This is a genomic window from Nocardioides conyzicola, from assembly GCF_039543825.1.
In the GTDB taxonomy this organism is placed as follows: domain Bacteria; phylum Actinomycetota; class Actinomycetes; order Propionibacteriales; family Nocardioidaceae; genus Nocardioides; species Nocardioides conyzicola.
Genome location: NZ_BAABKM010000004.1, coordinates 355,348 through 380,066 on the forward strand (window position 1 = coordinate 355,348; position 24,719 = coordinate 380,066).

Consider the following 24,719-nt stretch of genomic DNA (forward strand, 5'->3'; position numbering starts at 1 on the left):
ATCAGCGGGCGTTCGCCGCGACCCAGTCGGCGTACGTCGTGGTGCCGAGCTGGGCGCCGGGACCGGGCACGAGGCTCTCGTCCGTGAGCTCGGTGCCGAAGTACGTCGCGTGGGGGTCCGACACGACCTCGCGGGGATCGCCCACCCGCTTCAAGCCGGCGGCGATGAACTCGTCCATCCGTACCGGCTCGGGTCCCCCGGTCTCGATGACGCCGTTGACCGGATCGCCGACCGCCGTACGCGCCACCGCGGTCGCCACGTCGTCGGACGCGATCGGCTGGTAGTGCACCGGTGGGAGGTGGACCTTGCCGTCGACGGTCGCTCCGTCCGCGATCGACTTGCCGAACTCGAAGAACTGCGTGGCGCGCACGATGCAGTACTCGAGGCCCGAGTCCGCGATCAGCTTCTCCTGCGCCACCTTGGCACGCAGGTAGCCACTGTCCGGCAGGCGGTCACAGCCGACCACCGACAGCGCGACGTAGTGCCCCACGCCCGCCTTCTTCGCGGCTGCGATGAGGTTGGTCGTGGCGGTCGTGAAGAAGCTCATCACGTCGTCGTCGGCGAACGACGGCGAGTTCGAGACATCGATGATGACGCCCGCACCGGCCACCGCGTCGTCGACGCCCTCGTTGGTGATCGTGTTGCAACCGGTCTGGGGCGAAGCCGGTGCGGCGTCGTGTCCGTGGGCATTGAGCTTCTCGACGACCTTGGAGCCGATCAGGCCCGTTCCGCCGATGACGACGACCTTCATGGGTGACACCTCTCTGGGTTGGAGACTGCTGTCTCTCCGACCGGCGAGGGGGTCTCGCTGTGACAAGTCGGGAGAGCAGGTTCGGCGGGCCAGGGTGACGAGCGGGTCCAGTCGCTCTCTGCTTCCGGCATGGCGATCGCCGATCGCCCCGGTGAAACCCGGTGAGTCCCGTCCTTACCTGCGACTCGACCCTCGCTCCGCCACCCAGCCGACCGGACGGCCGTGGTTGCTGTGACGACGTCACACGGCGGCTGCGTGCTCGGTCGAGCGATGCGTCAACGGCGTACGGAGAGGAAGTCAGCATGCGCGTCGTCGTGGTGGGCGGGACCGGGCTGATCGGGTCCCGCGTCGTGAACCGGCTCAGGGACCACGGGGCCGAGGTCGCCGTGGGCTCGCTCAGGACCGGGATCGATGCCTACAGCGGGCAGGGGCTTGCCGAGCTGTTCGTCGGCGCCGAGGTCGTGGTCGACGCGACCAGCATGAACAGGCCGGCGTACGACTACGAGCAGTCCCACGACTTCTTCGAGACCTGTACGCGCAACATCCTCTTCGCCGAGCAGGCGGCCGGGATCCAGCATCACGTCGGGGTCTCGTTGATCGGCGCGCACGGCATCGACAGCGAGTTCTTCCGTGGCAAGAGCGCACAGGAGCGGCTGCTCGATGCTGCGCCCACTCCGCACACGCTGCTGCGGACCACGATGCTGCACGAGTTCGTGCCGCGGTTGATCGACCACGTCGCGACCACGCATCTCGTGCGCCTGCCGCCGCTACGGGTCCAGCCGGTATCAGCCGACGAGGTCGCGGCAGAGATCGTCCACCTCGCTCTCGGCGCGCCACTGAACGGCGCCTTCGAGCTCGCCGGCCCCACGGTCCACTTCCTCGACGCGCTGGCACGCCAAGTGCTCCAGGCGGCCGGGGACCCGCGACCGGTCACGCCGGACCACGACGCCTTCTACCTGGGCGCCCGGTTCGAGCCAGGCTCCGAGGTGCTGCTGCCCAGCTGGCGTACGACGACGACCACCTTCGAGGACTGGCGGACGGAGCACTTCCGGCCGCGAGTCGACACACCTGCCTGACAACCCACGAACGGAGCGAAGCCATGCACCCAGCACTCACGCCCGGCGGCGTGTTCCCCGACTACGAGCTGTCCGACCACACGGGTGCCCCCCGACGGTTGAGCGAGATCCAGGGCGGCGATCCGATGATCCTGACGCTGGCTCGAGGCGCGTACTGCCCCAAGGAGCACCAGCAGCACTTGGACCTGGCAGCCTTCTACTCGAAGATCGCGGTCGCGTACACGAGGGTCGCCACCATCACCCCTGACAAGCCTCGCGGCACCCAGGAGTTCCACGACGCGGTCGGCGCCCAGTGGCCGTTCCTCTCGGACCCGCACCGGACCGTGCAGAAGGACCTCGGGATCCAGGAGTACACCGACATGGCGGACGACCCGATGATCCCCCACACCCTCGTGCTGAAGCCCGGCCTCATCGTCCACTCCGTCTACAACGGCTATTGGTTCTGGGGTCGCCCGTCGACGACCGACCTCTGGCACGACCTGCGCGATGTCACCCGGGAGATCCGCCCGGACTGGGACCTGACCACACCCGGCCTGCGTGAGCAGTGGGAGGCCGGCGACCGCCGGTCCTTCTACGGCTGGGGCAGCTGACACGGCGACGATCGAACCCCGTCGGCGTGACCCGGGGGCTCGTCGGGGTCGCGGCGTGTCGATGACGGCGCGTTCCCTTCGGCGACCTGCTGGGACCGCGGAACCGGAGAGGAGGAGGACGTCATGTGGGACATCCCGGAGAGCGCTCAGACTCACCTGTCACACGATCTCGCGTGCACAGCCTGTGGCCACGCACTGCACAGCTACCTGCCGTGCAGCGCCACCTGCGATTGCACACCCGCACCCATGCCGGGAACCATCGCACTCGCGGCATGAGCCCCGCATCCGCCAAGCCGGGGAGCAGAAACCGGGGCCGGTAGGCACTGCCTACCGGCCCCGTGAACGACGTCGATGATCGAGAACTTGTTCCCGTCTGCGTCGCGCTTGCTCTGAGCGGCTGGCGGGAGCTGCGGGAGAAGCTCCTACGACCGGTCTTGAGGAGCGACGTACTCGAACGTAGGCCCGGCGGTGAGTCCATCGCCCACCGGCATCTGCAGCAGGGCCTGCGCTTGAGCCCTCAGTCCGAACATCGCACCCGTCGCTGGGCCGAGCGTCGAGGGTTCCCCGTTGAAGGTCTGCTCCAGCATCCACAGCAGGGTGCAGTAGGCGTCGTTGAACCGCTGTTGGGCCTGCCGCACCTCTTCGGGTGACCCCGGGTCCCCGATCCGCTGGTTGGGACGCATCGGGTGCACGGCCTGCCAGTCCACGTCCACCGGCTTGCCGGTCGGTCCGGACTCGCGGGTGTCACCGGCCTGGTACTGACGGCCGAGCTTGAGCTCCTCGAAGCGGTAGTAGTGCGCGACCTCGTTGCGGTCGGCGTGAAACATCTGGTGGTCCCCATCCCAGACCTCGGTGTGGGAAGTCCCCTCGCCCTGCTCGACGATCTCGCGGAGAGCCTCGATCGCTGTGTCGAGGTCGGTGACGGCAACGACCTTGCCCGATCCTCCGTAGGGATAGGTCGATCCGACCTGTCGCGAGGGGTCGCCGGTGAACAGCTTCTCCTCACCCAGGGCGTCGCACAGGTAGCGCAGACCCGCTTCGATCGCGCTGTAGAACTGCCCGATCGTCTCGTACCTATCCGCCTCTCGTGCGGCTCGCGGTGGTGATGGATGCTCGATTCGCAGGAACCCCTCGAGGGCCTCTGGTCCGAACGGCTGCAGCTCCACCGTGAGCGCGGGGGCGCCGTGCGGGAGCGTCCGCGGGTATCCGGGCAGGAGGTGCGGCGCGTCGAGGACAGGGCTACCGCCGATCGCGTTGAGAAGGTTCGCGGCCAACGTGAGGTGCAGCATCTCCTCCACGAACACGCTCTGCACCACCTCGACCGCTTGCGGGTTGCGTGCGGGGTCGAGCGAGTACAGGGCGCACAGGTACGGCGGCAGGGTGGCGTGCTCGAGCTCGATCGCCCACTGCAGGTGAGTACGTAGGTCATCGCGGGAAACGATCAGACGTTCGTCCGCGAACTCCCTGGTGTCGTTAGAGGTGGTCTCGTCCATGGCGGCCCCGATCCGTAGTCAACATCTGTCACGCTGCTGACCCGAACAACTGCGGAAGTGTGACAACCGGCGACGTCGGCATCTTCGCCCAAGCCAGGTTCGTGATCCACGATCCCTGCCCTCCGGTCGTTTCCAGCCTCCCGAGCAAAACGGCACGCACCCTACGGAGCTCGGCCCCGAGAGCCGCCAGTCGTAGATCGTGCGCACCGGCTTGTCGAGGTACTCGGCCAGCTCGTCGATGCTGACCATCGGCTCATGGTCGGCAGCCCTGAGCATCGACGGTGACGACGTCGCCACGTGTCCCGGTGGCATTGACTCGCTGCCGTTTCCCGGGTGATCTTGGGCCTGGCGGCGCGGCCTACTGATCGGTCCGGCTGTCTTCCCCTGCTTCGCGCTGCACGTTCTCGATGAGCCACGTCGCTATCACGGCCGTGACCGAACTGACAACGGCGATGCCGACGATCATGAGCGCAACCGCGACGAATCGACCTTGAGTGGTGACCGGGTAGGTGTCGCCGTAGCCCACCGTGAACACGGTCGACACTGCCCACCACAGAGCGTCACCAGCGGTCGTGATGTTCGCGCCCGGCGCGTCGCGTTCTGCGTCGAGCGCCGCGAGCGCGCCGAGGCCCACGGACATCAGCGCGACCCCAGCGACGTAGATGGACACCCGGCCAGCGAGCCCACCAACCGCTGACCGGTTCAGAATCCTGGCGAACGCGAGTAGCCGCAGCAGCCGCAACGGGCGCAGCATCGGCGCGGAGATCAGGACGACGTCGTACCAGTGGTGCAGCGCGTAGTGGCCGCGCCGGTCGGCGAGGTAGAGCCGGATGACGAAGTCGATGGCGAACGCGACCCAGATCGCCCGCGATCCGATGATGAGGCTGGTCTTGAGGTCGGGCTCCAGCCGAGGGTCGAGCACGGGCCACGCGTAGGCGACGAGGAACGCGGTCGCCAGCAGCAGCAGCAGCGGCACCTCGCTCTGCTTCTCCCAGCGTTCCACGCGGCTCATCGTCTGGGGCACGTCCAGCACGCTACGGGACTAGCCGCCACCTGCACTTCCGCTCGCTGTCGGCGCTCCGCTCTAACGTCATCGTCATGGCCTCCCGCAGCAACGTCACCCGGGGCATCCAGATCGCTCAGCTCGACGGACGCGCCCGCTACCACCTCAACAACAAGTCGACCCACGCCGACACCATGGCCGCGCTGCGCGACGTCAGCGCGGCGCCCGACGTCATCAAGCAAGCGGCGGACTCGGCACGGGCGGCCTACCTCGCTGACCCAGCGTTCAAGTTTTCAAGATGGCGATGTAGCGCGACTGCTCGACGAGTTGCTGTAAGCGCTGACGCGCGCACAGGCGAGTGGGCCAGCCGCCCGCACGGGATATTCGTCAGAACTGTCTAGATGTAGGCGTCCAGCCCAGAATCTATGACCTCGGCAGTGACCTTGACGGTGCGCAAACAGCGCTCGACGTAGGGACGGCTGATCGCGCTCGCCTTAGTCGTGCCGGGTGGCACATCTCCAGCGTGAGCGATCTGATTGCGACGCTCTACAAAGCCATCGAGTTGCTTCTTCGCGTCGTCCGCCGAGGCCGACTTGAGTCGGCTTGCGACTTGCGTCCAGTCAGGCGTAAATCCCAAGAAGCGGCGGAGATGCGATTCGATGGCACTGCTGCGCTGGAATGTTGTGCGGGCGTATTGGAGGGAGGCCAGACGTGCAAGTTCACCGGGCGGGTCGGCCGCCCCGACTGCATGCAGCAGACCCTTGGAGTCGACGAGGGTGTGCGCCTCGTTACCTAGGCGCCCCTGCTTGACCAACGGCGGAATGGCTTCGATGAAGACGTCCATAACGAAGGCGTCAAGGGCGGCCACCCCCAACACGACCGCCCCCCGAAGAACGTCAGCCGCCTGCTGCTGGGGCCGACCCCGGCCCCCGCCATGGAGGGTGCCGTGCGCGTCGATCAACCTCTGAACTCGCGACAACGCGCGTTCTAGCCCCGTGAGTGCTTGCACGGTCGGCAGCGTAGACGTCTATGGCCTGTCGTGGACCCCCTGCTGCACCGCCACCCGACTGTGCGAACGGCATTGCGCCCTCACCCGAAGATCAAGGTGGTGTCAATCGGTCGGGGGGTTCGATTTCTCGCCTACGGTTGATGCGAGTCGCCTTGACGGTGATCCAACGCGCGACTGCTGTCAAGAGTGCTGTCACCGGGCTCAGAAGGCGGGTGTGGGGCCGCCTGAATTCCTTCGGAACGGCCCCTCACCTGCATGTCCTTCGGTCGGGCTGACAGGATTTGAACCTGCGACCCCTTGACCCCCAGTCAAGTGCGCTACCAAGCTGCGCTACAGCCCGAACGGTCGCCGCCTCGTGAGCGGCGAACCGGCGTGAACACTACCGCAGCCCGGGCGTTCGGCCGACATCGGGTGGCTCGCGCGGTAGGCGCCCAGCTGATCACCAGTGCCCAGATCGAGAACGGCACGATCCAAGCAGTCGACCTGAGCCCGGCGGTCACGAACAAGCTCAACGAGGCCGGCCGGACGGGTCGTGTGCCTGAGCACGGTCCAGGGACCGGCCTCAGGCACACGACCCAGGCTCAGCCCATCGACTTCTGGCCGTCGATGGTCTCGCGGATGATGTCCGCGTGACCGGCGTGCTGGGCCGTCTCCGCGACGATGTGGAGGAACACCCGCCGCGCCGACCAGGCGCCGCCGGGCTCGAACCACGGCGCCACCGGGAGCGGCTGGCGCAGGTCCAGGTCGAGGTCCGGGTTGCCGAGGAGGGCATCGGTCGCCTCGGCGACCTCGTCGTACGCCGTGAGCAGGCCCGCCAACGTCTCCCCCTCGGTCATCCGGAAGCCGTTCTGGTGCTCGAGGACGAAGGCCGGCGGGTTCGACCAGTCGATGGTCGCCCAGTCGACGTCGGGCTGCGAGGCGGCGCCCTCGACGACGAAGTCGGCCCAGTTCTTCTCGACGGCGGTCACGTGCTTAACCAGGCCGCCGAGGCAGAGCGCGCTCGCGGTGGGCGTGGTGGCGGCCTGCTCGTCGGAGAGGCCCTGGACCGTGTAGCGGAACAGGTCACGGTGCTTGTGGAGGAGGTCGAGGATGTCGTCGCGTTCGGTGGTCATGCCACGACTCTAGAAACCACTCAGGTCAGGTTCTGTCCTCAATCCGAACGAACTTGGGCCGAGCTCGCCGACACCTTCAGCGACGACGTGTCGACGGCGACGAACGCCGACGCAGGGATGCCCTTGAGCTCCTCGATCAGCCGCGCCGGCCAGTGCGCGTTCTGCTCCCCCTGGAAGAACCAGGGCGACCCGTTGTCGGCCAGCACGAGCCCGTAGGTCTTCATCGCCTTGACCACCGTGACGGCGTTGCGTGAGAGCCCGCGGGTCGAGTAGCCCGCCTTCAGCCGGAAGCGCGCCCCCATCGGCGGGTAGGCCAGGCTGGACCGGGAGCCGGCGTCGTGCCGCGCGGGCCACAGGTGGTGCTTGCTGGTGACGTCGGTCGTGAACCGGATCGCGTGGTCCACCCGCCCGGCCTTCACCTCGGACCAGCGCAGCAGGCCCGGCAGGATCGGCAGCCCCGCGGCGTCGGCCGAGGTCCAGCCGTCCCGGCGCAGCCTGTTGGACGTCAGTGACCAGACAGCCCCGGAGCCGGCCGTCCACCGTCCCCGGCGCACCTGCGTGTACCAGGTCTCGTAGAGCTTGCACCTGCCGCGGTCCACGACGACGGTGTGCATGTCGCCGCCGGACCCACGGCCGCCCTCGACCTTGGTGTCCGCGCCCAGCGGGTAGCCGACGCGGTCGCTCTCGTCCGCGTAGTCGAAGCGGACCTTCACACGCTTGTGGGACGGCTTCACCACGGTGATCGGGATGCCGTAGTCGGGTCCGTCGCCGTACGACGGCCCGAAGTCGGGGTGCAGGTCGCGGTCGGTCGACATGTGCGAGAGCCACCGCCGGCTGCGGGCGTGCACGGGCAGGCCACTGACGTCCGCGTGCCACCAGTTGTCCGCCGGGAACACCGAGCAGCCACCCACCGCACGCTCGGCCGCCGGCCGTTGGGCGTACGCCGTACCGCTCGTCGCCCCGGTGATCGACACCGCCAGGGCGAGGGTCAACGTCAGCGTCACGAGTCTGCGCACGACGCTGACGCTAACCCGATCTCAGCGCTTGCGCTTCTCGCGCGGCCGCTGCTGCAGCACGATCGGGGTGCCGGCGAAGCCGAACTCCTCGCGCAGGCGACGCTCGATGAACCGCTCGTACCCGGCGTCGAGCTTGCCGCTCGTGAAGAGGACGAAGGTCGGCGGTGCCGTCGAGGCCTGGGTGCCGAAGAGGACCTTGGGCTGCTTGCCGCTGCGCACCGGGTGCGGGTGCTCGGCCACGAGGCGGCCCAGGAAGCCGTTGAGGGTGCCGGTGGAGATCCGGGTCTCCCAGCCGGCGATGGCCTTCTGCAGCGCCGGCACCAGCCGGTCCACGTGCCAGCCGGTCCGGGCCGTGAAGTTGATCCGCGGCGCCCACTGCACCTGCACGAGCTCGCGCTCGATCTCGCGCTCCAGGTAGTAGCGGCGCTCCTCGTCGACGAGGTCCCACTTGTTGAACGCGATGACCAGGGCCCGGCCCGCCTCGCGGACCGTCTGGAGGATGCGGACGTCCTGCTCGGAGATCGGCTCCTCGGCGTCGAGCACGAGGACGGCGACCTCGGCCCGGTCGATCGCGGTCGAGGTGCGCAGCGACGCGTAGTACTCGTGGCCGGACGCCTCCTTGACCCGCTTGCGCAGACCGGCGGTGTCGATGAAGCGCCAGACCTCGCCCCCGAGCTCGATCAGCTCGTCCACGGGGTCGACGGTGGTGCCGGCGACGTTGTCGACGACCACCCGGTCCTCACCGGCCAGCATGTTGAGCAGGGAGGACTTGCCGACGTTGGGCTTGCCGACGATCGCGATGCGGCGCGGCCCGCCGTACTCGCCGATCCGCTCGGGCGGCGGCTCGGGCAGCGCGGCGAGGATCGCGTCGAGCATGTCGCCCGAGCCGCGACCGTGCAGCGCGGACACTGGGAAGGGCTCGCCGAGCCCGAGGTTCCACAGGCCGTAGGTCTCGGCCTCGGTGCGCTGGTCGTCGACCTTGTTGGCGGCGAGGACCACCGGCTTGCCGGACGCGCGGAGGATCTTGACGACCGCTTCGTCGTGGTCGGTGATCCCGACGGTGGCGTCGACGACGAAGAGCACGGCGTCGGCCAGGCGTACGGCGATCTCCGCCTGCGCCCGGATCGAGCCGGCGAGGCCCTTCGCGTCCGGGTCCCAGCCGCCGGTGTCGACGACGGTGAAGGCGCGTCCGCTCCAGTTGGCGTCGTACGAGACCCGGTCCCGGGTGACGCCCGGGACGTCCTCGACGACCGCCTCGCGCCGCCCGATGATCCGGTTGACGAGGGTGGACTTGCCGACGTTGGGGCGACCGACGACGGCGAGGATCGGGACGGGCCCGTTGTCCTCGGCCGCACCCTCCACGGAATCCTGGGGGGCGGCAGGGTCGTGCTCGGTCATGATGCTCCTTGCTCGGTGACCCCGGTGTCGGGGTCGGTGTCGACGTCAGTAGGCGGCAGCGGACCCGGGAGCTCCCGGCCGGTCGACGCGCGCGCCCGGTCCAATTGGACCAGCATGTGCTCCCGTAGCAACAACGACGACTTCTCGACTTGTTCCCGGGAGCGGGGCCACGGCGTGGCGTCGACCTCGTAGGGCTCGCCGAACACCATGTCGATGACCCCACCGCCCTTCGGCAGCGAGCCGCTGGTGCCGCCGGGCTCCCGGCTGCCGAACATGGTCACGGGTACGACGGGCGCTCCCGACACGAGGGCCAGGTAGGCCGCCCCCCGGTGGAACCGCTCGAGGTCGCCGGCGCCGCGGCTGCCCTCGGGGTAGATCCCGACGGTGCGCCCCTGACGCAGGGCGCGCACGCAGATCTTCACCGCACGGGGGTCGGGGTGGAACCGGTCCAGCGGGACCTGGCCCGAGCGCCAGAGGAACCAGCCCAGCAACCCGCGGAACATCTCCATCTTGGTCAGCACGTGCACCGGCCGCGGCGCGAAGATCGCCAGCAGCGGCCCGTCGATGACGCCGACGTGGTTGGAGGCGAAGATCACGGGACCGGTGGTCGGCACCGCGGCAGCGCCGTGCACCCGGACGTCGTACCGGCGCTGCAGCAACCACCGCGCGACCGGACGGAGCGGGTAGAGCAGGTAGCGGGGGGAGCTCCTGACGCGGTCGCTGCGGGGCCGTTCGAGGTGGGGGTCGGTCACCGGCTCGCCCCCACGTCCTCGACGAGCGCGACGACCAGGCCGATGACCTCGTCGAGCGTGTACGGCGTCGTGTCGATGTGCACGGCGCCGTCGGCCATGGTGAGGGGGGCCGTCGCCCGGCCGGAGTCGATCTTGTCGCGGGCGAGCAGCGACTCCTGGGTGGCCGCGAGGTCGGCGCCACCCTCCTCGGCGGCACGGCGGGCGGCCCGGGCGGCCGGGTCGGCGCTGATGTAGAGCTTGACGGGCGCCTCGGGCCAGACGACCGAGCCGATGTCGCGGCCCTCGACGACGATGCCGCCGCGGGCGGTCTCGTCCACGATCACGGAGCGCTGGAGCTCGAGCAGCCGCGCGCGCACCTCGGGGACCGCGCTGACCGGGGAGACCGCGGCGTTGACCTCGTCGCTGCGGATCGCGACGGCCACGTCCTCACCGTCGACGGTGATCGTCGGCGCGAGGGGGTCGGTGCCGGACACGATCGCGGGCTCGGCACAGCGCGCGGCCACCGCCGCCGGGTCGTGGATGTCGACCCCGGCACGCAGCAACCACCAGGTCATCGCGCGGAACATCGCGCCGGTGTCGAGGTAGCGCAGCCCGAGCCGGTCGGCCACCCCGCGCGACGTGCTCGACTTGCCCGAGCCGGAGGTGCCGTCGACGGCGACGACGAGGCCGGGGGCGAGCGCGTGCGCAGAGCTGTTCACGGGGCCGCAGCCTACCGGTGCGTCAGCCCTCCACGGGATTCGAGCGACCCGCGGAGGCTTCGTCGGGGACCGCCCGCACCCGCGTCAGGTCGCGGCGCAGGGCCGCGGCACCGTGCAGGTAGACGTGGGTGATGTCGGATCGCGGCAGGTCGGTCTCGACGTGCGCCATCATCCGCACCACCCGCGGCATCGAGCCGGCGATCTCGAGCTCGCGCGCGCAGATCAGCGGCACCTCCCCGAACCCCAGGCGCCGGGCGGCGTACGCCGGGAACTCTGAGACCAGGTCGGACGTCGCGGTGAAGATCACCGAGATGAAGTCGTCGACCTCGAGCCCGTTGGACTCCATGACGTCGACGACCATCTCGGCGACGCGCTCCAGCATGTGGTCGCGCACGTCGTCGTCGAGCTGGGTCGCTCCTCGCACTGCCCTGACTGCCACGGGGCAAGGCTATCGGGGACGGGTACGGCGGGTCCGACGACGGTGTCCGACGAGACGCACCCGGTCAGGGTCGCGCCGGCCGGTAGTGCCTGACGTCGACCTGGGTGAGCTTCCGGGCCGGCTTGCGATCACCGGCGAGGACGTCGTCGTAGCGCCGGTCACCCTGGAGGTAGCGGGCGAAGAACGCGTTGATGTAGATCGACGCGACGCGCTGCTCCGCGCGGTAGCCAAGAGTCTTCTGGAGCTCGGAGTCGTCGAAACCGTCGTAGCAGCGCCCGGGGCGGCCGACCGGGTGCGCGGCGTCGTCCTCGCCGCCCGGCAGCCCGCTGTGCGCCGACCACCGCGAGTTGAGGTTGTTGTGGTTGGCGCCGTGCACGGTGATCGCGATGTTCACCGGGTCGCCGCCGCGCTGCGCGAGCTGGTTGTAGGAGTCGTCGCCGGTGGCGTCGCAGCCGCCGATCCACGTCATCACCGGGATGCGGGACACCTTGACCCGGCGGGCGCGCTTGTCCATGAACGGCGGTCCGGCAGCTGCCAGGCCGAAGACCGCGGTGAACCGGACGCCGTCCGGGACCAGGTCGCGGTGCTTGTCCGCCGCCGCCCACATCACGCCGCGGCCGCCGCGGGAGTGACCCAGGAGTCCGACGTCCTGCAGGTCGATCGCGCGCCGGAAGCCGGGGGCGGCCGGGCGGCCGGTGCGCGCGTCCGTGAACGCGCCGGCCAACGGGCCGGTGCCGCGCTCGACGAGCGCGCGCCACATCCGCAGGTGCTGGTAGACCAGCGCGGCACGGGCCCGGTCGGCGATCTCACCCAGCTCCCCGGCGTTGACGCCGTTGGCGCTGATCGAGACCACGACCATGCCGCGGGCCGCCAGCGTCCGTCCGAGGTAGTCGTAGCCGCGCTCGCTGTGGATGCCCTCCAGCCGACCCCGGCAGGGCCAGTCGCCGGTCGTCCTGCCGGTGGCGTCGTCGGCGCAGCTCCAGAAGAGGCCGTGCGCCATCACCACCATGGGCAGCCGCCGCCCGGCGCTGTGCGCGGGGGCGTAGACGCGGCCGATCAGCTCGAGGGGGGCCAGGCTCTTCGTCGGCATCCCGTGCTTGTCGAACCCGTGGAACTTGGCGACGTGGTAGGCGCTGTCCCCGAGGTCGTAGTCGAAGACGCGGACCTGCTGTCCGCGGGACCGGTCCGGCGCCGCGGCACCGGTCGGCGGTGGAGCGGCGGCCAGGAGTCCGAGGATGAGCGCGACGGCGAGCAGCATTCTTCTCATGCGCCGATCCTGGTCGGGGATTGTCAGGAACTCGTCAGCGCGACGTCAGGTTCCGGGCAGGGCTGTCACGGGAGGGCTATCCGCGCCGTCGTCCCGGCACCGACCTCGCTGTCGAGGGTGATGAGCCCGCCGTGCGCCTCGACGATCTGGCGCACGATCGCCAGCCCCAGACCACTGCCACCCGTCGTCCGGCTGCGCGCGGCGTCGGCTCTCCGGAACCGGTCGAACACGTGGGGCAGCTCCTCGGCCGGGATGCCCGCGCCCGTGTCGGCGACCTCGATGACGCCGGTCCGTCCCCGCAGGGTGACCACGCCGCCGGGTGGGGTGTGCCGGACCGCGTTCGCCACCAGGTTGCCCACCGCCTGCCGCATCCGCACGGGGTCGGCGCGCACGGTCGCGTCCGGCTCCGCCTCCACGCGTACGGCGACGCTCGCCGACCCGGCCGCGCCCCGGAAGCCGTCCGCCACCTGCTCGAGGAACGCGACGAGGCCGATGTCGACCGGCTCGAGGCGCAGCTCCCCCGCGTCGCCGAGGCTGAGGTCGTGCAGGTCGTCGACCAGCCGCTGCAGGTGCAGCGTCTCCTCGTGCAGGCTCGCCACCAGCCGCTCGTCGGGCTCGGCCAGGCCGTCCTGCACCGCCTCGAGCCAGCCGCGGACGTTGGCCAGCGGGGTGCGCAGCTCGTGCGAGACGTCGCTGACCATCCGGCGGCGGGCCTCCTCGAGCTGTTGCCGGCGGTCGGCCATCTGGTTGAACGCGCGGGCGACCTCACCGATCTCGTCGCTGCGCCGGTGCGGCACCCGTGCGTCCAGGTCGCCGTCGCCGGCCCGGTGGGCGGCCACCGCCATCCGACGCAGCGGTCGGACCAGGCTGCCGCCGAACACCAGGCAGAGGGCCAGCACCACCAGCACCACCCCGCCGGCCAGCACCACGATGCGCTGCTGGCTGTCGCGGGAGAAGTCCCAGAAGACCTCGGCCGACCCGGCCTCCCCACTGACGAACAGCAGCGCGGGCGCCGCCACGCGTCCGTCGTACCAGCTGCGGCGCGCCTGCTCGGCGCAGGCGGCCACCGCGCCGTGGCGGCGCGCCTGGGTGACGATCACGCCGAAGGTGTCGGTCACGCCACTCGACGGCCGCAGCCCCGCGCGCCCGAGGCACCGGTCGACCTGGTCGACGAGCGCGAGCCACTTCCGGGACCGGTCCGTGGCCGCGATGCCCGCCGTCTGCGCGTCCGTCGGCCCGGGCGCGTGGGGCACGACCCGGTCGTCCATCGGCGCCGAGGGGTCGACCACCCAGCGACGACAGCTCCCGGCGCCGCAGGCCACCGGACCGGTCTCGGCCGGCGCCGGTTCGATCACGGCGTCGGCACCGGCCAGCAGGACCGGATCCACGGCCAGGGGGTCGAGGGTCGCCCGCGCCTGCGCGGGCGAGCGCCGGTCCTGCTCTCCCGCGGAGTCGACGAGCACGCGTCCCGACCCGTCGGTGACCGTCACCTGCCGGTCCGCCTCGCGAGCCAGCGTGCGGACCAGGCTGCGCGCACCCGACCAGTCGCGATGGGTGGCGGCGTAGCCGACCAGCTCGTCGTAGATCCGTGCCTCGGCGTGGAGCGAGCTCTGCTGGGCGTCGCGCACGGCGACGGTCGTGGCCCGCACGGTCGCCCAGGTGGCCGCGGCGACGGCGACCAGCGCGATCAGTCCGCCGACCGCGACGATCCGGACGAGCAGGCTGCGGCGCCACGGCACCCGCGAGACGGCCACCGGTCAGCTCGGCGTGCTGAAGGCGTAGCCGACGCCGTACACGGTCCGGATGAGTCCGGGCTCCAGCTTCTTGCGGAGGTTCGCGACGTGGACGTCGACGGTGCGCCGGGTGACGTGGTCCGCGCCGCCGTGCGGCCGGTGCAGCTCGGCCAGCAGCTGGTCGCGACTGAAGACGCGGCCGGGCTCGACGGCCATCACCTCGAGCAGCGTGAACTCCCCCGGCGTGCACTCCACCAGCCCACCGCGGAAGGACACCTGATGGGTGGCCGGCGCGATGGTCAGGGTCCCGGCGGTGACCTCCGCTCGCGCCGCCCCCTGGGAGACGAGCCGGTGCCGACGCAGCAGCGAGCGCGTCCGGGCCATCAGCTCGCGTGGGCTGTAGGGCTTGGTCAGGTAGTCGTCGGCGCCGAGGTCGAGGCCGTCGAGCAGGTCGTCCTCGCTCGCCCGGGCGGTCAGCATCAGGATGGGCAGCGCCTCGGTCTCGGGCGCTCCGCGCAGGACGCGGCACACGTCGTGACCGTCCAGCCGCGGCATCATCACGTCGAGCACGAGCAGGTCGGGCAGGCGCCGGCCGACCTCGTCCAGGGCGGCCCGGCCGTCGGGCACCACGGTGACCTCGTGGCCCGCGGCGACGGCGTACCGGCGGATCAGCTCTGCCTGCTTGGGGTCGTCCTCGGCCACCACGATCCGCGCCACGCGGCGACCCTACGCGGCCCGTGTCAGGGAATTGTCAGGATGGCTGGTAGCTCCCGAACGACCAGTGGTTGCCCTCGGGATCCTCCACGCTCCCGCCGCGCCCGCCGTAGTCCTGGTCGACCATCTCCCGGACGACCGTCGCGCCGGCGGCGACGGCCCGGTCGAAGACGGCGTCCGGGTCGTCCATCACGAGGTACGCCGCGGAGCCGCCGATGTTCTTGACGACGCCGTCGGGCCGCTCGCTGCCGAACATCACTCCCCCGCCGCCCGGCCACAGCCACTCGGCGTGCACGACCACGCTCGGGTCGCGCTCGTCGCGGTACGTCGCGTGCTCGGTGAAGCCGATCGCGCTCAACCACGCGATCATCGCGTCGGCGTCGCGGAAGCTCAGGGTCTGCCAGTGCTTGACGTTCGCTGCTTCGCTCATGGCCTCACCCTGACGCCTCGGGGCCGTCCAGGTCTTGAAGGAAGGGGAACTCCTCGCGCAGCCACGTCGTCGGCGGGCACCCCGCGAGCGCCACCCACTCCCGGGTCAGGTGCGACTGGTCGGCGTACCCGCACCGGAAGGCCGCCTCGGCCAGCGGCATCCGTCCCAGCACGGCCCGCGAGCGCTCGAACCGGCCCAGCCGGCGTACCTCCTGCGGCGTCAGCCCGCACTCGTGGCGCACCAGCGTGGCCAGGTGGCGTCGCGAGTAGCCGACGTCGTCGGCGACGTCCTGGACAGCGTCGCCCCGCGTCAGCCGGGCCAGCGCCTGTCCGACCTCGGCCCGCGGGCCCGCGACCCCGTGGCGCGCCAGCTCGGCCGACAGCGCCCGCTCGACCACCCGCACCCGCTGGGCGGCGGAGCACTCGGCGAGCCGCTCGGGGAGGTCGCGCAGTGACGGCGCGACGTCGGCGAGCTCGAGCATCTCGCCCGCCAGCTCGGCGGCCGGCATGCCGAAGAGCGCCCGGGCGCCCGCGGTCGTGAGCGCCAGCTGGACCCCGACCTGGGTGCCGTCATGATGGATCTCGGCCGGGTGCGCGTGCAGCCCCGACAGCGTCGACCACCGTGCGGCCCTGCTGCCCGGCACGCCCCGCCACCCGACGTCGAGCGGCTGCCCCACCGGCAGCACGAAGGTGAGCGTCGTCGACGGCAGGCCCCGGTGCACCCCGGGCGCGCCCAGGTCGACGTCGTACGCCGTCAGCGAGGCGACGTACGGCGCGAGCGCGGGCGCCACCGGTGCCATGTGACCAACCGTACGGTGAGAGCCTCCCCAAGGGTGAGCCGCAACGGCGCCACTGCGTGTAAACAACGACCGTGACCACGATCGACGACCAGCCGCTGCTGGGCATCACGGACGAGCTCGTCGGCGAGACGCGCGTCGTGCGCTGCGCCGGCGAGATCGACATCTCCACCGTCCCCCGCCTGCGCGACCGGGTCGCCACGCTCCAGATCGACGGGCCGCCCCACCTCGTGGTCGACCTGACCGCCGTCACCTTCATCGACTCGCTCGGCCTCGGCGCCCTGATCGGGATCCACAAGCGGGCGCGGGTGCTGCGGGGCTCGCTCGTGATCGTGCCCGGCGACGCGGCCCGGCGGCTCTTCACCGCGACCGCCCTCGACCGGGTCTTCGACCTCCGCGCGACGCTGGACGACGCGCTCTAGCTAGAGCTGCGTGTTGTCGAGCAGCTCGCCGAGCTCGTCCAGGGTGAGGTCCCGCATCTCCCCCGACAGCAGGCCCCTGAGCACGACCGGCCCGATCTGGGTGCGGGTGAGGCGGCGTACCGGGTAGCCGATGTGCTCCATCAGCCGCCGCACGATCCGGTTGCGCCCCTCGTGGATGACGAGCTCGACGATCGACTTCGACTTGCCGGCCTCGATGATCCGGGCGTTGCTGACCGTCACCGGTCCGTCGTCGAGCGTCACGCCCTCGACCAGCTGCTTGAGCGTACGGCGGTAGATCTCGCCCTCGACCTCGGCGACGTAGGTCTTGTCCACCTCGTACGACGGGTGCGCCAGCCGCTGCGCGAAGTCGCCGTCGTTGGTGAGGATGATCAGGCCCGCGGTGTCCGTGTCGAGCCGGCCCACGTGGAAGAGCCGCTCGGGCCGGTCGGCGACCAGGTCCTGCAACGTACGCCGCCCCTCGGGGTCCGACATCGTGGACACCACGCCGCGCGGCTTGTTGACGGCCAGGTAGACCTTCTCCGAGACCGGGGGCAGCCGCTTGCCGTTGACCCGGATGACCGCCGTCCGCGGGTCCACCTTGGTGCCGAGCCGGGTGACGACCTCGCCGTCGACCTCGACCAGCCCCTCCAGCATCAGCTCCTCGCACTTGCGGCGCGAGGCGACGTTGGACATGGCGAGCAGCTTCTGGAGCCGGATCAGCCCGTCGTCGTCGATCTCGAGGCCGGAGCTGTGGATGTCGTTCATGGCAGGCTCATGTCGGTTCGGTGCCGCCGTCGGGTTCGGTGCCGTCGCCGCTGTGCGGCGACGGGTGCGGGTGGTCGGGCTCGGGGGTGGACTCGCTGGCCGTCGGGGCCGGGGCGACCATCTCCGCCAGCTCGTCCTCGAGGTCCGCCATGTCGGGCAGGTACGGCGCGAGCTCGGGCAGGTCGTCGAGCGACTGGATGCCGATCCGCTCCAGGAAGTAGGTGGTGGTCCGGTAGAGGTGCGCCTGGGTCTCGTGGTCCTGCCCCGCCTCCTCGACCAGGCCGCGGGTGAGCAGCGTGCGCATCACGCCGTCGACGCTGACCCCACGGATCGCCGAGACCCGCGCGCGGGAGACCGGCTGCTTGTAGGCCACCACCGCCAGCGTCTCGAGCGCCGCCTGGGTGAGCCGCGCCTGCTGGCCGTCGAGGACGTAGCCCTCCACGACCGCGGCGTACTCCTCGCGCGTGTAGTAGCGCCAGCCGCCGCCGACGTCGCGCAGGTCGAAGCCGCGCCCCTGCTCGTCGTACTCCTGGGCGAGGGCCCGGAGCGCCGCGGTGACCTCGTCGGTCGGGTAGCCCACCGCGGTGGCGAGCGCCATCGTCTCCATCGGCTCGTCCGCCAGCATCAGCAGCGCCTCGAGGGCGGGCCGCAGCGCGGTCAGGGGTACGGCGAGCCGTTCCTCGGTCTGCTCGTCCGTGGCCGTCTCGACCTCGGTCTCACTCATCGCCGTCATCTCCCTGCGGTGCTTCCTGGGCTTCTTCGGTGTTCTCGGTCTGCGGGGCGGCCGCCTCGGGTGGCGCCCCGTCGAACTCGTCGGTGATCAGCTCGTCGACGTCCGCGTCGTCGTCCCCGGTCCACCGTACGGTGAGCTCGCCGAGTGGCGTGAGCTGCTCGAACGCGACCGCGCCCTCACGGAAGAGCTCGAGCAGCGAGAGGAACCGCGCCACGGTGGTGAGGCGGTCCGGCGAGTCGCCGCAGAGGGCCCGGAACGTCATGGCGCCGTTGCGTCGCAGCCGGTCGACCACCAGGCCGGCCTGCTCGCGCACGCTGACCTTGGCGGCGTGGATGTGGTGCAGGGACAGCTCGAGGACGGGCTTGGGCTCCAGCGCCTTGGCGGCGAGCTGCGCAAACTGCTCCAGGCCGATGCCGATCAGCACCTCCGGCAGCAGCCCGGCGTACCGCTCCTCCAGGCCGACCGAGCGCGGGTGCCGCTTGGACTCGCCCGCGAGCCGCACCTCGAGCACCGACGCCACCTGCTTGAAGGCGCGGTACTGCATCAGGCGCGCGAAGAGCAGGTCGCGCGCCTCGAGGAGCGCCAGGTCCTCCTCGTCCTCGACGTCGCCGGAGGGCAGCAAGCGCGCTGCCTTGAGGTCGAGGAGGGTCGAGGCGACGAGCAGGAACGACGTCGTCTGCTCGAGGTCCCAGACCGCCCCGCCCACCTTGATGTGCGCGATGAACTCGTCGGTGACCCGCGAGAGCGCGACCTCGGTGATGTCGAGCTTGTGCTTGGAGATCAGGCTGAGCAGCAGGTCGAACGGGCCCTCGAAGTTGTCGAGGTGCAGGGCGAAGGCCGGGGTGTCCCCCGCCGCCGGGTCGACGACCGGGGCCGTCATTCCTCGGTCAATCGTCGGACCAGGGCGCTGTCGTCACCGTGGGCCTCGAAGTCGGCCAGCACCATGGCGACCGCCTCGCGCACCAGCCGGCCGCGGTCCACGGCCAGCCCGTGCGAGCGGCGCAGCCCCAGGCGGGCGTGCTCGATGTCGAGCAGCTCGTCGGAGGTCATGTAGACCGTCATCTTCTCGTCGTGCCGCACGCGACCGCTGGGCTTCTTGGGCGCGGCCTCGGCCTCGACCTCCGCCGCTGGCTCCGGCGCCGGCGCGACCGGTGTCTCGGCCGCAGCCTCAGCCGTACGGCGGAACAGGTCGTCGGCCGACGGCAGGCTCACTCGTCGGGCCAACGAGCCAGCACCTCCTTGGCCAGCTGACGGTAGGAGTCAGCACCGGCGGAGGTCGAGGCGTACGCCGTGATCGGCTCGCCCGCGACCGTCGCGTCGGAGAACTTCACCGTGCGGCGGATGACCGTGTGGAAGACGGTGTCGCCCCAGGCCTGGACCAGGCGCTCCATCACCTCGCGGCTGTGCAGCGTGCGGCCGTCGTACATCGTGCCGAGCACGCCGTAGATCTCGAGCTTGGGGTTGAGCCGCTCGCGCACCTTGTCGATGGTCGTCTTGAGCAGCGCGACCCCGCGCAGCGCGAAGTACTCGCACTCGAGCGGGACGATCACGCCGTCGGACGCCGTGAGGGCGTTGACGGTGAGCAGGCCGAGCGAGGGCTGGCAGTCGATGAGGATGACGTCGTACTTCTCCAGGGCCGGCGCGAGCACCCGCTGCAGGGTCTGCTCGCGGGCGACCTCGTTGACCAGCTGCACCTCGGCGGCCGAGAGGTCGATGTTGGAGGGCAGCAGGTCCATGCCCTCGACGCCGGTCGAGACGACGACGTCGTCCAGGGTGACGTCGCGCTCCATCAGCAGGTTGTAGATGGACAGCTCCATCTCGTGGGGGTTGAGCCCCAGCCCGACGGACAGCGAGCCCTGCGGGTCGAAGTCGACGAGCAGCACCTTGCGGCCGTACTCGGCCAGCGAGGCCCCGAGGTTGATCGTCGTGGTGGTCTTGCCGACGCCGCCCTTCTGGTTGCACATCGAGACGACGCGCGCGTTGCCGTGGCTCGTGACCGGTCGCGGCTCAGGCAGGAAGGGCATCGGGCGGCCGGTCGCGCCGAGCTTGGGCTGATCCGTCGGCTGGGCCTTCGAGGCGCGCGCCGGAGGCTCGAAGGGCAAGGGGTCGGACACGGGCAGCAGCTCATCTCGTGGATCGGGGGAAGGCAGGTCGACGGTCGGGTCGGGGGTGCGGACCACGGGCGGCATCGCGCCGGCCTCGGACGTGCCACCTGCGCTCATCCCACGCTCCTCCACGACTTGTCGACACGGCGACTTGTGGTCGACTTGCGGCGACTCTAGGACCGCCCTCCGACAGCGACAACAGCGGGGCGGAAACCCCCAAGCAGAAGGGGAAATCTGTGCACTCGGCCCCGCGTGGGTGCACAGGGCAGGGGTCGCCTGTGCACTTACCTGTGGAGAGAGATCAGTCCGTGGCGGTGCTCGTCCGGGCGACGTGCACCAGGTCGGCGTACTCGGGGTGCTTGCCGATCCAGCCCTTGATGAAGGGGCACAGCGGCAGCACCTCACGGGTCCCGGTCGCGCGTACGTCGTCCAGCGCGAACCGCGCGAGGGCCGAGCCGACGCCCTTGCCCTCGAAGGCCGAGTCGACCTCGGTGTGGGTGAAGATGATCAGCTTGTCGGTCAGCTGGTACTCCGCGAAGCCCGCGAGCTCGCCGTCGAGGTGGGCCTCGTAGCGGTGCTCGGCGGGGTTGTGGGAGGTCTGCACGTCGGCCATGCGCCCCAGCCTAGGACCCGGGTGCTAGCAGCTGTCGGTCGAGCGGAGCCCGATCCGGTGCATGCCGGTGATGTCGCCCGCGCCGAACTGGTAGTTGTCGTCGTCCGCGACGGGCGCCATCAGCTGCTGACTGGTCTGCGCGTGACCCAGGCCCAGGGCGTGCAGCACCTCGTGCATCATGATCTGCCCCCAGCCGGAGCCGTCGAAGCCGCGCGCGATCTGCGGGGCGCCGCTGTCGAGGGTCAGGTAGCCCACGTCCATCCGCCAGTCGACGTCGAGCGCACCGGCACCGGCAGAGGTGGCGAGGCCGCCGCCGGTGCCGACGACGCCGCCGGCCAGCTGGCCGTACTGCTTCTCGCTCGCCCAGGACACGAAGAGGTCGGCGTTGTGCGGGAAGTCCGGGTCCGCCTGGCCGACGTACCGGAAGCCGGTGGAGCCGACGTACTTGAACTTCAGGCCGGTGACCCCGGATATCTTCGCGATCGCCCGGGTGACGTCCGCGCGAGCGGCGTACTCCTGCCCTGCGGCGTTGTAGCGCCACCTGATCACCGGGCACGGGTCCCAGCGGACGCTCTGCTCGTCGCCGTGCTGGTCCACGAAGAGGTAGCTCCAGTCGCCCTTCGGCCCGACCGCGTCGTACGACGCCGGCAGCGCCTCGGCCGCGTCGTACTCGTCGGTGCCCGGGATCTCCGTCCCGGTGCTCACGGGCTTCTTGGTGACCGTGACCCGGACGGCGCCGGTCCTCACCGCGGCCAGCCCGTGGGCGGCCGCGGCCTGGGCGCGGAAGACCCTGCTGCCGGTCGCCGTGCCGGCCGCGACGCGCACGGTGAAGGTGCCGTTGGCCTTCGACGTGGCCCTGCCGACGACCCGCCACCTGCCGCCGGACCGCTCGGCCACCGCGACCGGTCGTGGCTTCTTGCGCTTCACCACCACGTCTCCGACGAAGGCGATCCGCCCGCCGACCGTCACCTTCTTCGGCGCCGTGACCACAATCGGTGCCGTCGTGCGCAGGCGTACGCCGTCGTGCGCGTCGACGCTCCGCGGCCAGGCGGCGAGCTGCGTGGCGACGAGCACGACCGCCAGGACGATGGTCAGCGGTCGCCGGCCAGCGCGAGAGATGAGCACCAACAACGGTCTCACCGAACCCAGGGACCTCGCTGGAAGTTGCTGGAACTCGGGCGATCGGGGCGCGCCCGGCTAGAATCGTCGGGTGCAACGGTGGGGGGCCGTGCGGCTCGCTCTCATCGGGTTGCTCGCGGGGGGATCGATCGTGTCCGGGGCGACCCTGGTCGCTGCGCGCCCGCACCACCCCGCGCAGGCGACGCTCGCCGTACGCATCGGCCCCACGACCGTCCCGGTCGGCGAACCCGCGACGCTCACGTCCCGGCTCCGACCCGCCAAGAAGGGGGTCCGCCTTGTCGTCCAGCGTCGCGTCTCCGGCCACTGGGTCACCCAGGCCCGCCCGACCACCGATGCCCAGGGGCGCGCGTCGTACCGCGTCCGGACCTCGGCCGCCGGCGTCCAGAAGCTGCGCGTGCTGCGCACCTCGTCGCACCGCACCCTCCGCGCCACCTCACGCGTGGTCACGCTCAAGGTGACCGCGACGTCCGCGTGCATCCCGCGCACGCCGCTCGTCGACCCGGCGGCGGACCGCGCCGCGCGCTGCCTCGCCGCGCGGCTCGACCGCTGGCAGAGCGCCGGCGCCATGGGGATCGGCCAGCAGCTCAACGTCTCCAACGCCCAGTACGCCGCCCCGCTCGACAAGCTGGGCAGGCGGTCGGTCGGCGTCGTGGGCCTCGACCTCAAGGAGCTCGTCGACAGCGAGGGCTACGCCTTCCCCGTCCGGCCGCTCGACTACCTCTCCGGGCTCGCCCAGCAGGGTGCCGTGCTGAGCGTCTCGTGGCACCCGGACAACCCGGGGACGGCGGCCCGGTACGACGACCGCAGCTGGACCGACCTGGAGAGCCTGGTCGCACCGAGCGACAGCGCCGCCAAGACCAGGTTCTGGGCCGACTTCGACGCCGGGATGCAGCTGTTCAGCGAGCTGCAGGACGACGGCGTCGCGGTCGTCTTCCGACCGCTGCACGAGGCGAACGGCGACTGGTTCTGGTGGGGCCGACCCCACGCCACGACCTACCGCCAGCTCTGGACCGCGATGCAGGACCGCGCCGCCGGCCTGGGCGTCCACAACGTGCTGTGGGCCTACAGCTTCAACGCCGACACGGGGACCAACACCAGCGCGCCCGTCGGCCTGCTGCCCACGATGGTCGACCTCGCCGGGATGGACAGCTACAGTCGGGTCGGCGATGCGCTGTCGACCGCCGGGTACGCCGCGGTCGCCGCCAAGGTCAGCCGGATGGCGTTCACCGAGGTGGGGCCCTACCAGACCTCCGACGCCACCTGGGACCCCGCGGTCGTGACCCGCGCAGCCCGGGGTCTGACGCATCCCCCGCTGTGGTCGATGTTCTGGGTCGACGACGGCACCGGTATCAAGCAGCTGTCGTCGCTGAAGCGCGCCCCGGCCTGGATGGACTCCTGCAAGGGCGGCTTCTGCACCGTCGGTCCCTGACGGGAAGCGTTCACCGCGACCTCGCCCTCAGGTCACCTGCGCCGGTTTCGATCGAGGCATGACTTCTCGGATCATGCTCGGCGCGCTCGGCGCCGCCCTCACCGTCCCGCTCCTCACGATCGCGCCCGTCCAGGCGCACGATCCCCACCACCACGGCCACGCGCACCGGACCGTTCCGCAGGTCTTCGGCCACCGCGGCGCGTCCGGCTACCGGCCGGAGCACACCCTGGCGTCGTACCGGCTCGCGATCCAGCTGGGCGCCGACTACGTCGAGCCCGACCTGGTGTCGACCAAGGACGGCGTGCTCGTCGCCCGCCACGAGAACGAGATCAGCGGCACCACCGACGTCGCCGCCCACCCCGAGTTCGCGGCCCGCAGGACCACCAAGGTCATCGACGGCCGACCCGTGACCGGCTGGTTCACCGAGGACTTCACCCTCGCCGAGCTCAAGACGCTGCGAGCCAAGGAGCGGCTGCCGCAGGTCCGGCCCGAGAACACGGCGTACGACGGGAAGTTCGAGATCCCGACCTTCGCCGAGGTGCTCCGGCTCGTGCAGCGCGAGGAGCGACGCACCGGCCGCACCATCGGCGTCGCCCCCGAGACCAAGCACCCGTCGTACTTCGACTCCATCGGGCTCTCGCTCGAGGAGCCGATGCTGCGCACCCTGGACCGCTTCGGGCTGGACTCGTCGAAGGACAAGGTCGTCATCCAGTCCTTCGAGATCGGTAACCTGCGCCAGCTCGACCGGATGACGAAGCTCCCGATCGAGCAGCTCGTCGACGCCGCCGGCGGTCCCTTCGACCGGCCGGGCACGACGTACGCCGCCATGGTGACGCCGCAGGGCCTGCGCTCGATCTCGCGGTACGCCGACTGGGTCGGTCCCAACAAGGACCTCGTGCTCCCCCGCGACCCGGCGACCGGTGCCACCGGCGCGCCCAGCCACCTGGTCGACGACGCCCACCGCGTGGGCCTGAAGGTCGTGGTGTTCACGCTCCGCAACGAGAACCAGTTCATGGCCACCAACTTCCGCGTCGGCACCGACCCGAACGCCGACGGCGACATCCACGCCGAGATCACGGCCTTCCTGGACGCCGGCGTCGACGGCCTGTTCGCGGACTACCCGGACGCCGCCGTCGCGGCCCGCGACGACTGGCTCGGCTGACGCCGAGATCGTTGAGTGACGCGAAACGGCCCTTCCGGAACGCTCTCAAGGACCAATTCGCGTCACTCGACGC

The 24,719-nt window shown here is 70.9% G+C and carries 28 protein-coding genes and 1 tRNA gene; 6 read left to right on the plus strand and 23 right to left on the minus strand.

Going from position 1 to position 24,719, the window contains the following annotated elements; all coding sequences use genetic code 11:
- Position 1 precedes the first annotated feature (1 nt).
- Positions 2-751, minus strand: coding sequence for an SDR family oxidoreductase (locus ABEA34_RS21480; protein ID WP_345523720.1), 750 nt, complete (start codon positions 749-751; stop codon positions 2-4).
- A 302-nt stretch (positions 752-1,053) separates the two neighbouring features.
- Here ABEA34_RS21480 and ABEA34_RS21485 point away from each other — a divergent pair, with 302 nt between their 5' ends.
- Both ABEA34_RS21485 and ABEA34_RS21490 read left to right on the plus strand, forming a co-directional pair.
- Positions 1,054-1,827, plus strand: a complete 774-nt coding sequence (locus ABEA34_RS21485) for an SDR family oxidoreductase (RefSeq protein WP_345523721.1) — start codon at positions 1,054-1,056, stop codon at positions 1,825-1,827.
- Between the two features lie 23 nt (positions 1,828-1,850).
- Entirely contained in the window at positions 1,851-2,417 is a 567-nt protein-coding gene (locus ABEA34_RS21490) for a redoxin domain-containing protein (RefSeq protein WP_345523722.1), read from the plus strand.
- A gap of 422 nt (positions 2,418-2,839) precedes the next feature.
- Here the strand turns inward: ABEA34_RS21490 and ABEA34_RS21495 are convergent, their stop codons facing one another.
- On the minus strand, positions 2,840-3,910 hold the full coding sequence (locus ABEA34_RS21495; protein WP_345523723.1) for a ferritin-like domain-containing protein: 1,071 nt from the start codon (positions 3,908-3,910) through the stop codon (positions 2,840-2,842).
- A gap of 358 nt (positions 3,911-4,268) precedes the next feature.
- Positions 4,269-4,934 carry a potassium channel family protein gene (locus ABEA34_RS21500; protein WP_345523725.1) on the minus strand — a complete coding sequence of 222 codons (666 nt, stop codon included), beginning with the start codon at positions 4,932-4,934 and terminating at the stop codon, positions 4,269-4,271.
- A 74-nt stretch (positions 4,935-5,008) separates the two neighbouring features.
- On the opposite strand from ABEA34_RS21500, the gene ABEA34_RS21505 reads away from it, so the two are divergent.
- On the plus strand, positions 5,009-5,314 hold the full coding sequence (locus tag ABEA34_RS21505; protein ID WP_345523726.1) for a hypothetical protein: 306 nt from the start codon (positions 5,009-5,011) through the stop codon (positions 5,312-5,314).
- Here ABEA34_RS21505 and ABEA34_RS21510 read toward each other — a convergent pair.
- The 13 genes from ABEA34_RS21510 to ABEA34_RS21570 all read right to left on the minus strand — a co-directional run bounded on the left by ABEA34_RS21510 (position 5,311) and on the right by ABEA34_RS21570 (position 16,280).
- Entirely contained in the window at positions 5,311-5,922 is a 612-nt protein-coding gene (locus ABEA34_RS21510; protein ID WP_345523727.1) for a HEPN domain-containing protein, read from the minus strand. The two genes, ABEA34_RS21505 and ABEA34_RS21510, sit on opposite strands and share 4 nt — an antisense overlap.
- A gap of 266 nt (positions 5,923-6,188) precedes the next feature.
- Positions 6,189-6,262 (minus strand) — tRNA-Pro (locus ABEA34_RS21515).
- Positions 6,263-6,503: 241 nt separating this feature from the next.
- The gene (locus tag ABEA34_RS21520; protein WP_345523729.1) at positions 6,504-7,034 is read right to left on the minus strand and encodes a DinB family protein; all 531 of its coding nucleotides are present in this window, start codon (positions 7,032-7,034) and stop codon (positions 6,504-6,506) included.
- A 38-nt stretch (positions 7,035-7,072) separates the two neighbouring features.
- Positions 7,073-8,050, minus strand: coding sequence for a hypothetical protein (locus ABEA34_RS21525; protein ID WP_345523730.1), 978 nt, complete (start codon positions 8,048-8,050; stop codon positions 7,073-7,075).
- Between the two features lie 21 nt (positions 8,051-8,071).
- The gene (gene der / locus ABEA34_RS21530; RefSeq protein WP_345523731.1) at positions 8,072-9,448 is read right to left on the minus strand and encodes a ribosome biogenesis GTPase Der; all 1,377 of its coding nucleotides are present in this window, start codon (positions 9,446-9,448) and stop codon (positions 8,072-8,074) included.
- Positions 9,445-10,200, minus strand: coding sequence for a lysophospholipid acyltransferase family protein (locus ABEA34_RS21535; protein WP_345523733.1), 756 nt, complete (start codon positions 10,198-10,200; stop codon positions 9,445-9,447). The genes der and ABEA34_RS21535 overlap by 4 nt, the downstream gene beginning before the upstream one ends.
- Positions 10,197-10,898 (minus strand): (d)CMP kinase, encoded by a 702-nt coding sequence (gene cmk / locus ABEA34_RS21540; RefSeq protein WP_345523734.1) that lies wholly within the window; start codon positions 10,896-10,898, stop codon positions 10,197-10,199. The genes ABEA34_RS21535 and cmk overlap by 4 nt, the downstream gene beginning before the upstream one ends.
- A gap of 22 nt (positions 10,899-10,920) precedes the next feature.
- Complete coding sequence (gene aroH / locus ABEA34_RS21545) at positions 10,921-11,337, minus strand: chorismate mutase (RefSeq protein WP_345523735.1); 417 nt, start codon at positions 11,335-11,337, stop codon at positions 10,921-10,923.
- 64 nt (positions 11,338-11,401) lie between these two features.
- Positions 11,402-12,604, minus strand: a complete 1,203-nt coding sequence (locus tag ABEA34_RS21550) for an alpha/beta hydrolase (RefSeq protein WP_345523736.1) — start codon at positions 12,602-12,604, stop codon at positions 11,402-11,404.
- Positions 12,605-12,669: 65 nt separating this feature from the next.
- Positions 12,670-14,358, minus strand: coding sequence for a sensor histidine kinase (locus ABEA34_RS21555; RefSeq protein WP_345523737.1), 1,689 nt, complete (start codon positions 14,356-14,358; stop codon positions 12,670-12,672).
- A gap of 3 nt (positions 14,359-14,361) precedes the next feature.
- Entirely contained in the window at positions 14,362-15,054 is a 693-nt protein-coding gene (locus ABEA34_RS21560) for a response regulator transcription factor (RefSeq protein ID WP_345523738.1), read from the minus strand.
- A 34-nt stretch (positions 15,055-15,088) separates the two neighbouring features.
- Complete coding sequence (locus ABEA34_RS21565) at positions 15,089-15,481, minus strand: VOC family protein (protein ID WP_345523739.1); 393 nt, start codon at positions 15,479-15,481, stop codon at positions 15,089-15,091.
- Between the two features lie 4 nt (positions 15,482-15,485).
- Positions 15,486-16,280 carry a helix-turn-helix domain-containing protein gene (locus ABEA34_RS21570; protein ID WP_345523740.1) on the minus strand — a complete coding sequence of 265 codons (795 nt, stop codon included), beginning with the start codon at positions 16,278-16,280 and terminating at the stop codon, positions 15,486-15,488.
- Between the two features lie 71 nt (positions 16,281-16,351).
- On the opposite strand from ABEA34_RS21570, the gene ABEA34_RS21575 reads away from it, so the two are divergent.
- Positions 16,352-16,699 carry an STAS domain-containing protein gene (locus ABEA34_RS21575; protein ID WP_345523741.1) on the plus strand — a complete coding sequence of 116 codons (348 nt, stop codon included), beginning with the start codon at positions 16,352-16,354 and terminating at the stop codon, positions 16,697-16,699.
- Here ABEA34_RS21575 and ABEA34_RS21580 read toward each other — a convergent pair whose 3' ends face one another.
- The 7 genes from ABEA34_RS21580 to ABEA34_RS21610 form a co-directional block, all read right to left on the minus strand.
- Positions 16,700-17,464: a pseudouridine synthase gene (locus ABEA34_RS21580; protein ID WP_345523742.1), complete on the minus strand. Its 765-nt coding sequence runs from the start codon at positions 17,462-17,464 to the stop codon at positions 16,700-16,702.
- Between the two features lie 7 nt (positions 17,465-17,471).
- Positions 17,472-18,188: an SMC-Scp complex subunit ScpB gene (scpB, locus tag ABEA34_RS21585; RefSeq protein WP_345523743.1), complete on the minus strand. Its 717-nt coding sequence runs from the start codon at positions 18,186-18,188 to the stop codon at positions 17,472-17,474.
- The gene (locus ABEA34_RS21590) at positions 18,181-19,077 is read right to left on the minus strand and encodes a segregation and condensation protein A (RefSeq protein ID WP_345523744.1); all 897 of its coding nucleotides are present in this window, start codon (positions 19,075-19,077) and stop codon (positions 18,181-18,183) included. Before ABEA34_RS21590 ends, scpB begins: the two co-directional genes overlap by 8 nt.
- Positions 19,074-19,403 (minus strand): hypothetical protein, encoded by a 330-nt coding sequence (locus tag ABEA34_RS21595; RefSeq protein ID WP_425576903.1) that lies wholly within the window; start codon positions 19,401-19,403, stop codon positions 19,074-19,076. Before ABEA34_RS21595 ends, ABEA34_RS21590 begins: the two co-directional genes overlap by 4 nt.
- Before the next feature lie 2 nt (positions 19,404-19,405).
- Positions 19,406-20,317 carry a ParA family protein gene (locus tag ABEA34_RS21600; protein ID WP_425576904.1) on the minus strand — a complete coding sequence of 304 codons (912 nt, stop codon included), beginning with the start codon at positions 20,315-20,317 and terminating at the stop codon, positions 19,406-19,408.
- A 286-nt stretch (positions 20,318-20,603) separates the two neighbouring features.
- Positions 20,604-20,915 (minus strand): GNAT family N-acetyltransferase, encoded by a 312-nt coding sequence (locus ABEA34_RS21605; protein ID WP_345523746.1) that lies wholly within the window; start codon positions 20,913-20,915, stop codon positions 20,604-20,606.
- A 24-nt stretch (positions 20,916-20,939) separates the two neighbouring features.
- Complete coding sequence (locus ABEA34_RS21610; RefSeq protein WP_345523747.1) at positions 20,940-22,040, minus strand: matrixin family metalloprotease; 1,101 nt, start codon at positions 22,038-22,040, stop codon at positions 20,940-20,942.
- Positions 22,041-22,125: 85 nt separating this feature from the next.
- Here ABEA34_RS21610 and ABEA34_RS21615 point away from each other — a divergent pair, with 85 nt between their 5' ends.
- Complete coding sequence (locus ABEA34_RS21615) at positions 22,126-23,484, plus strand: glycosyl hydrolase (protein ID WP_345523748.1); 1,359 nt, start codon at positions 22,126-22,128, stop codon at positions 23,482-23,484.
- Positions 23,485-23,542: 58 nt separating this feature from the next.
- Entirely contained in the window at positions 23,543-24,646 is a 1,104-nt protein-coding gene (locus ABEA34_RS21620) for a glycerophosphodiester phosphodiesterase (protein WP_345523749.1), read from the plus strand.
- Positions 24,647-24,719: the final 73 nt, after the last annotated feature.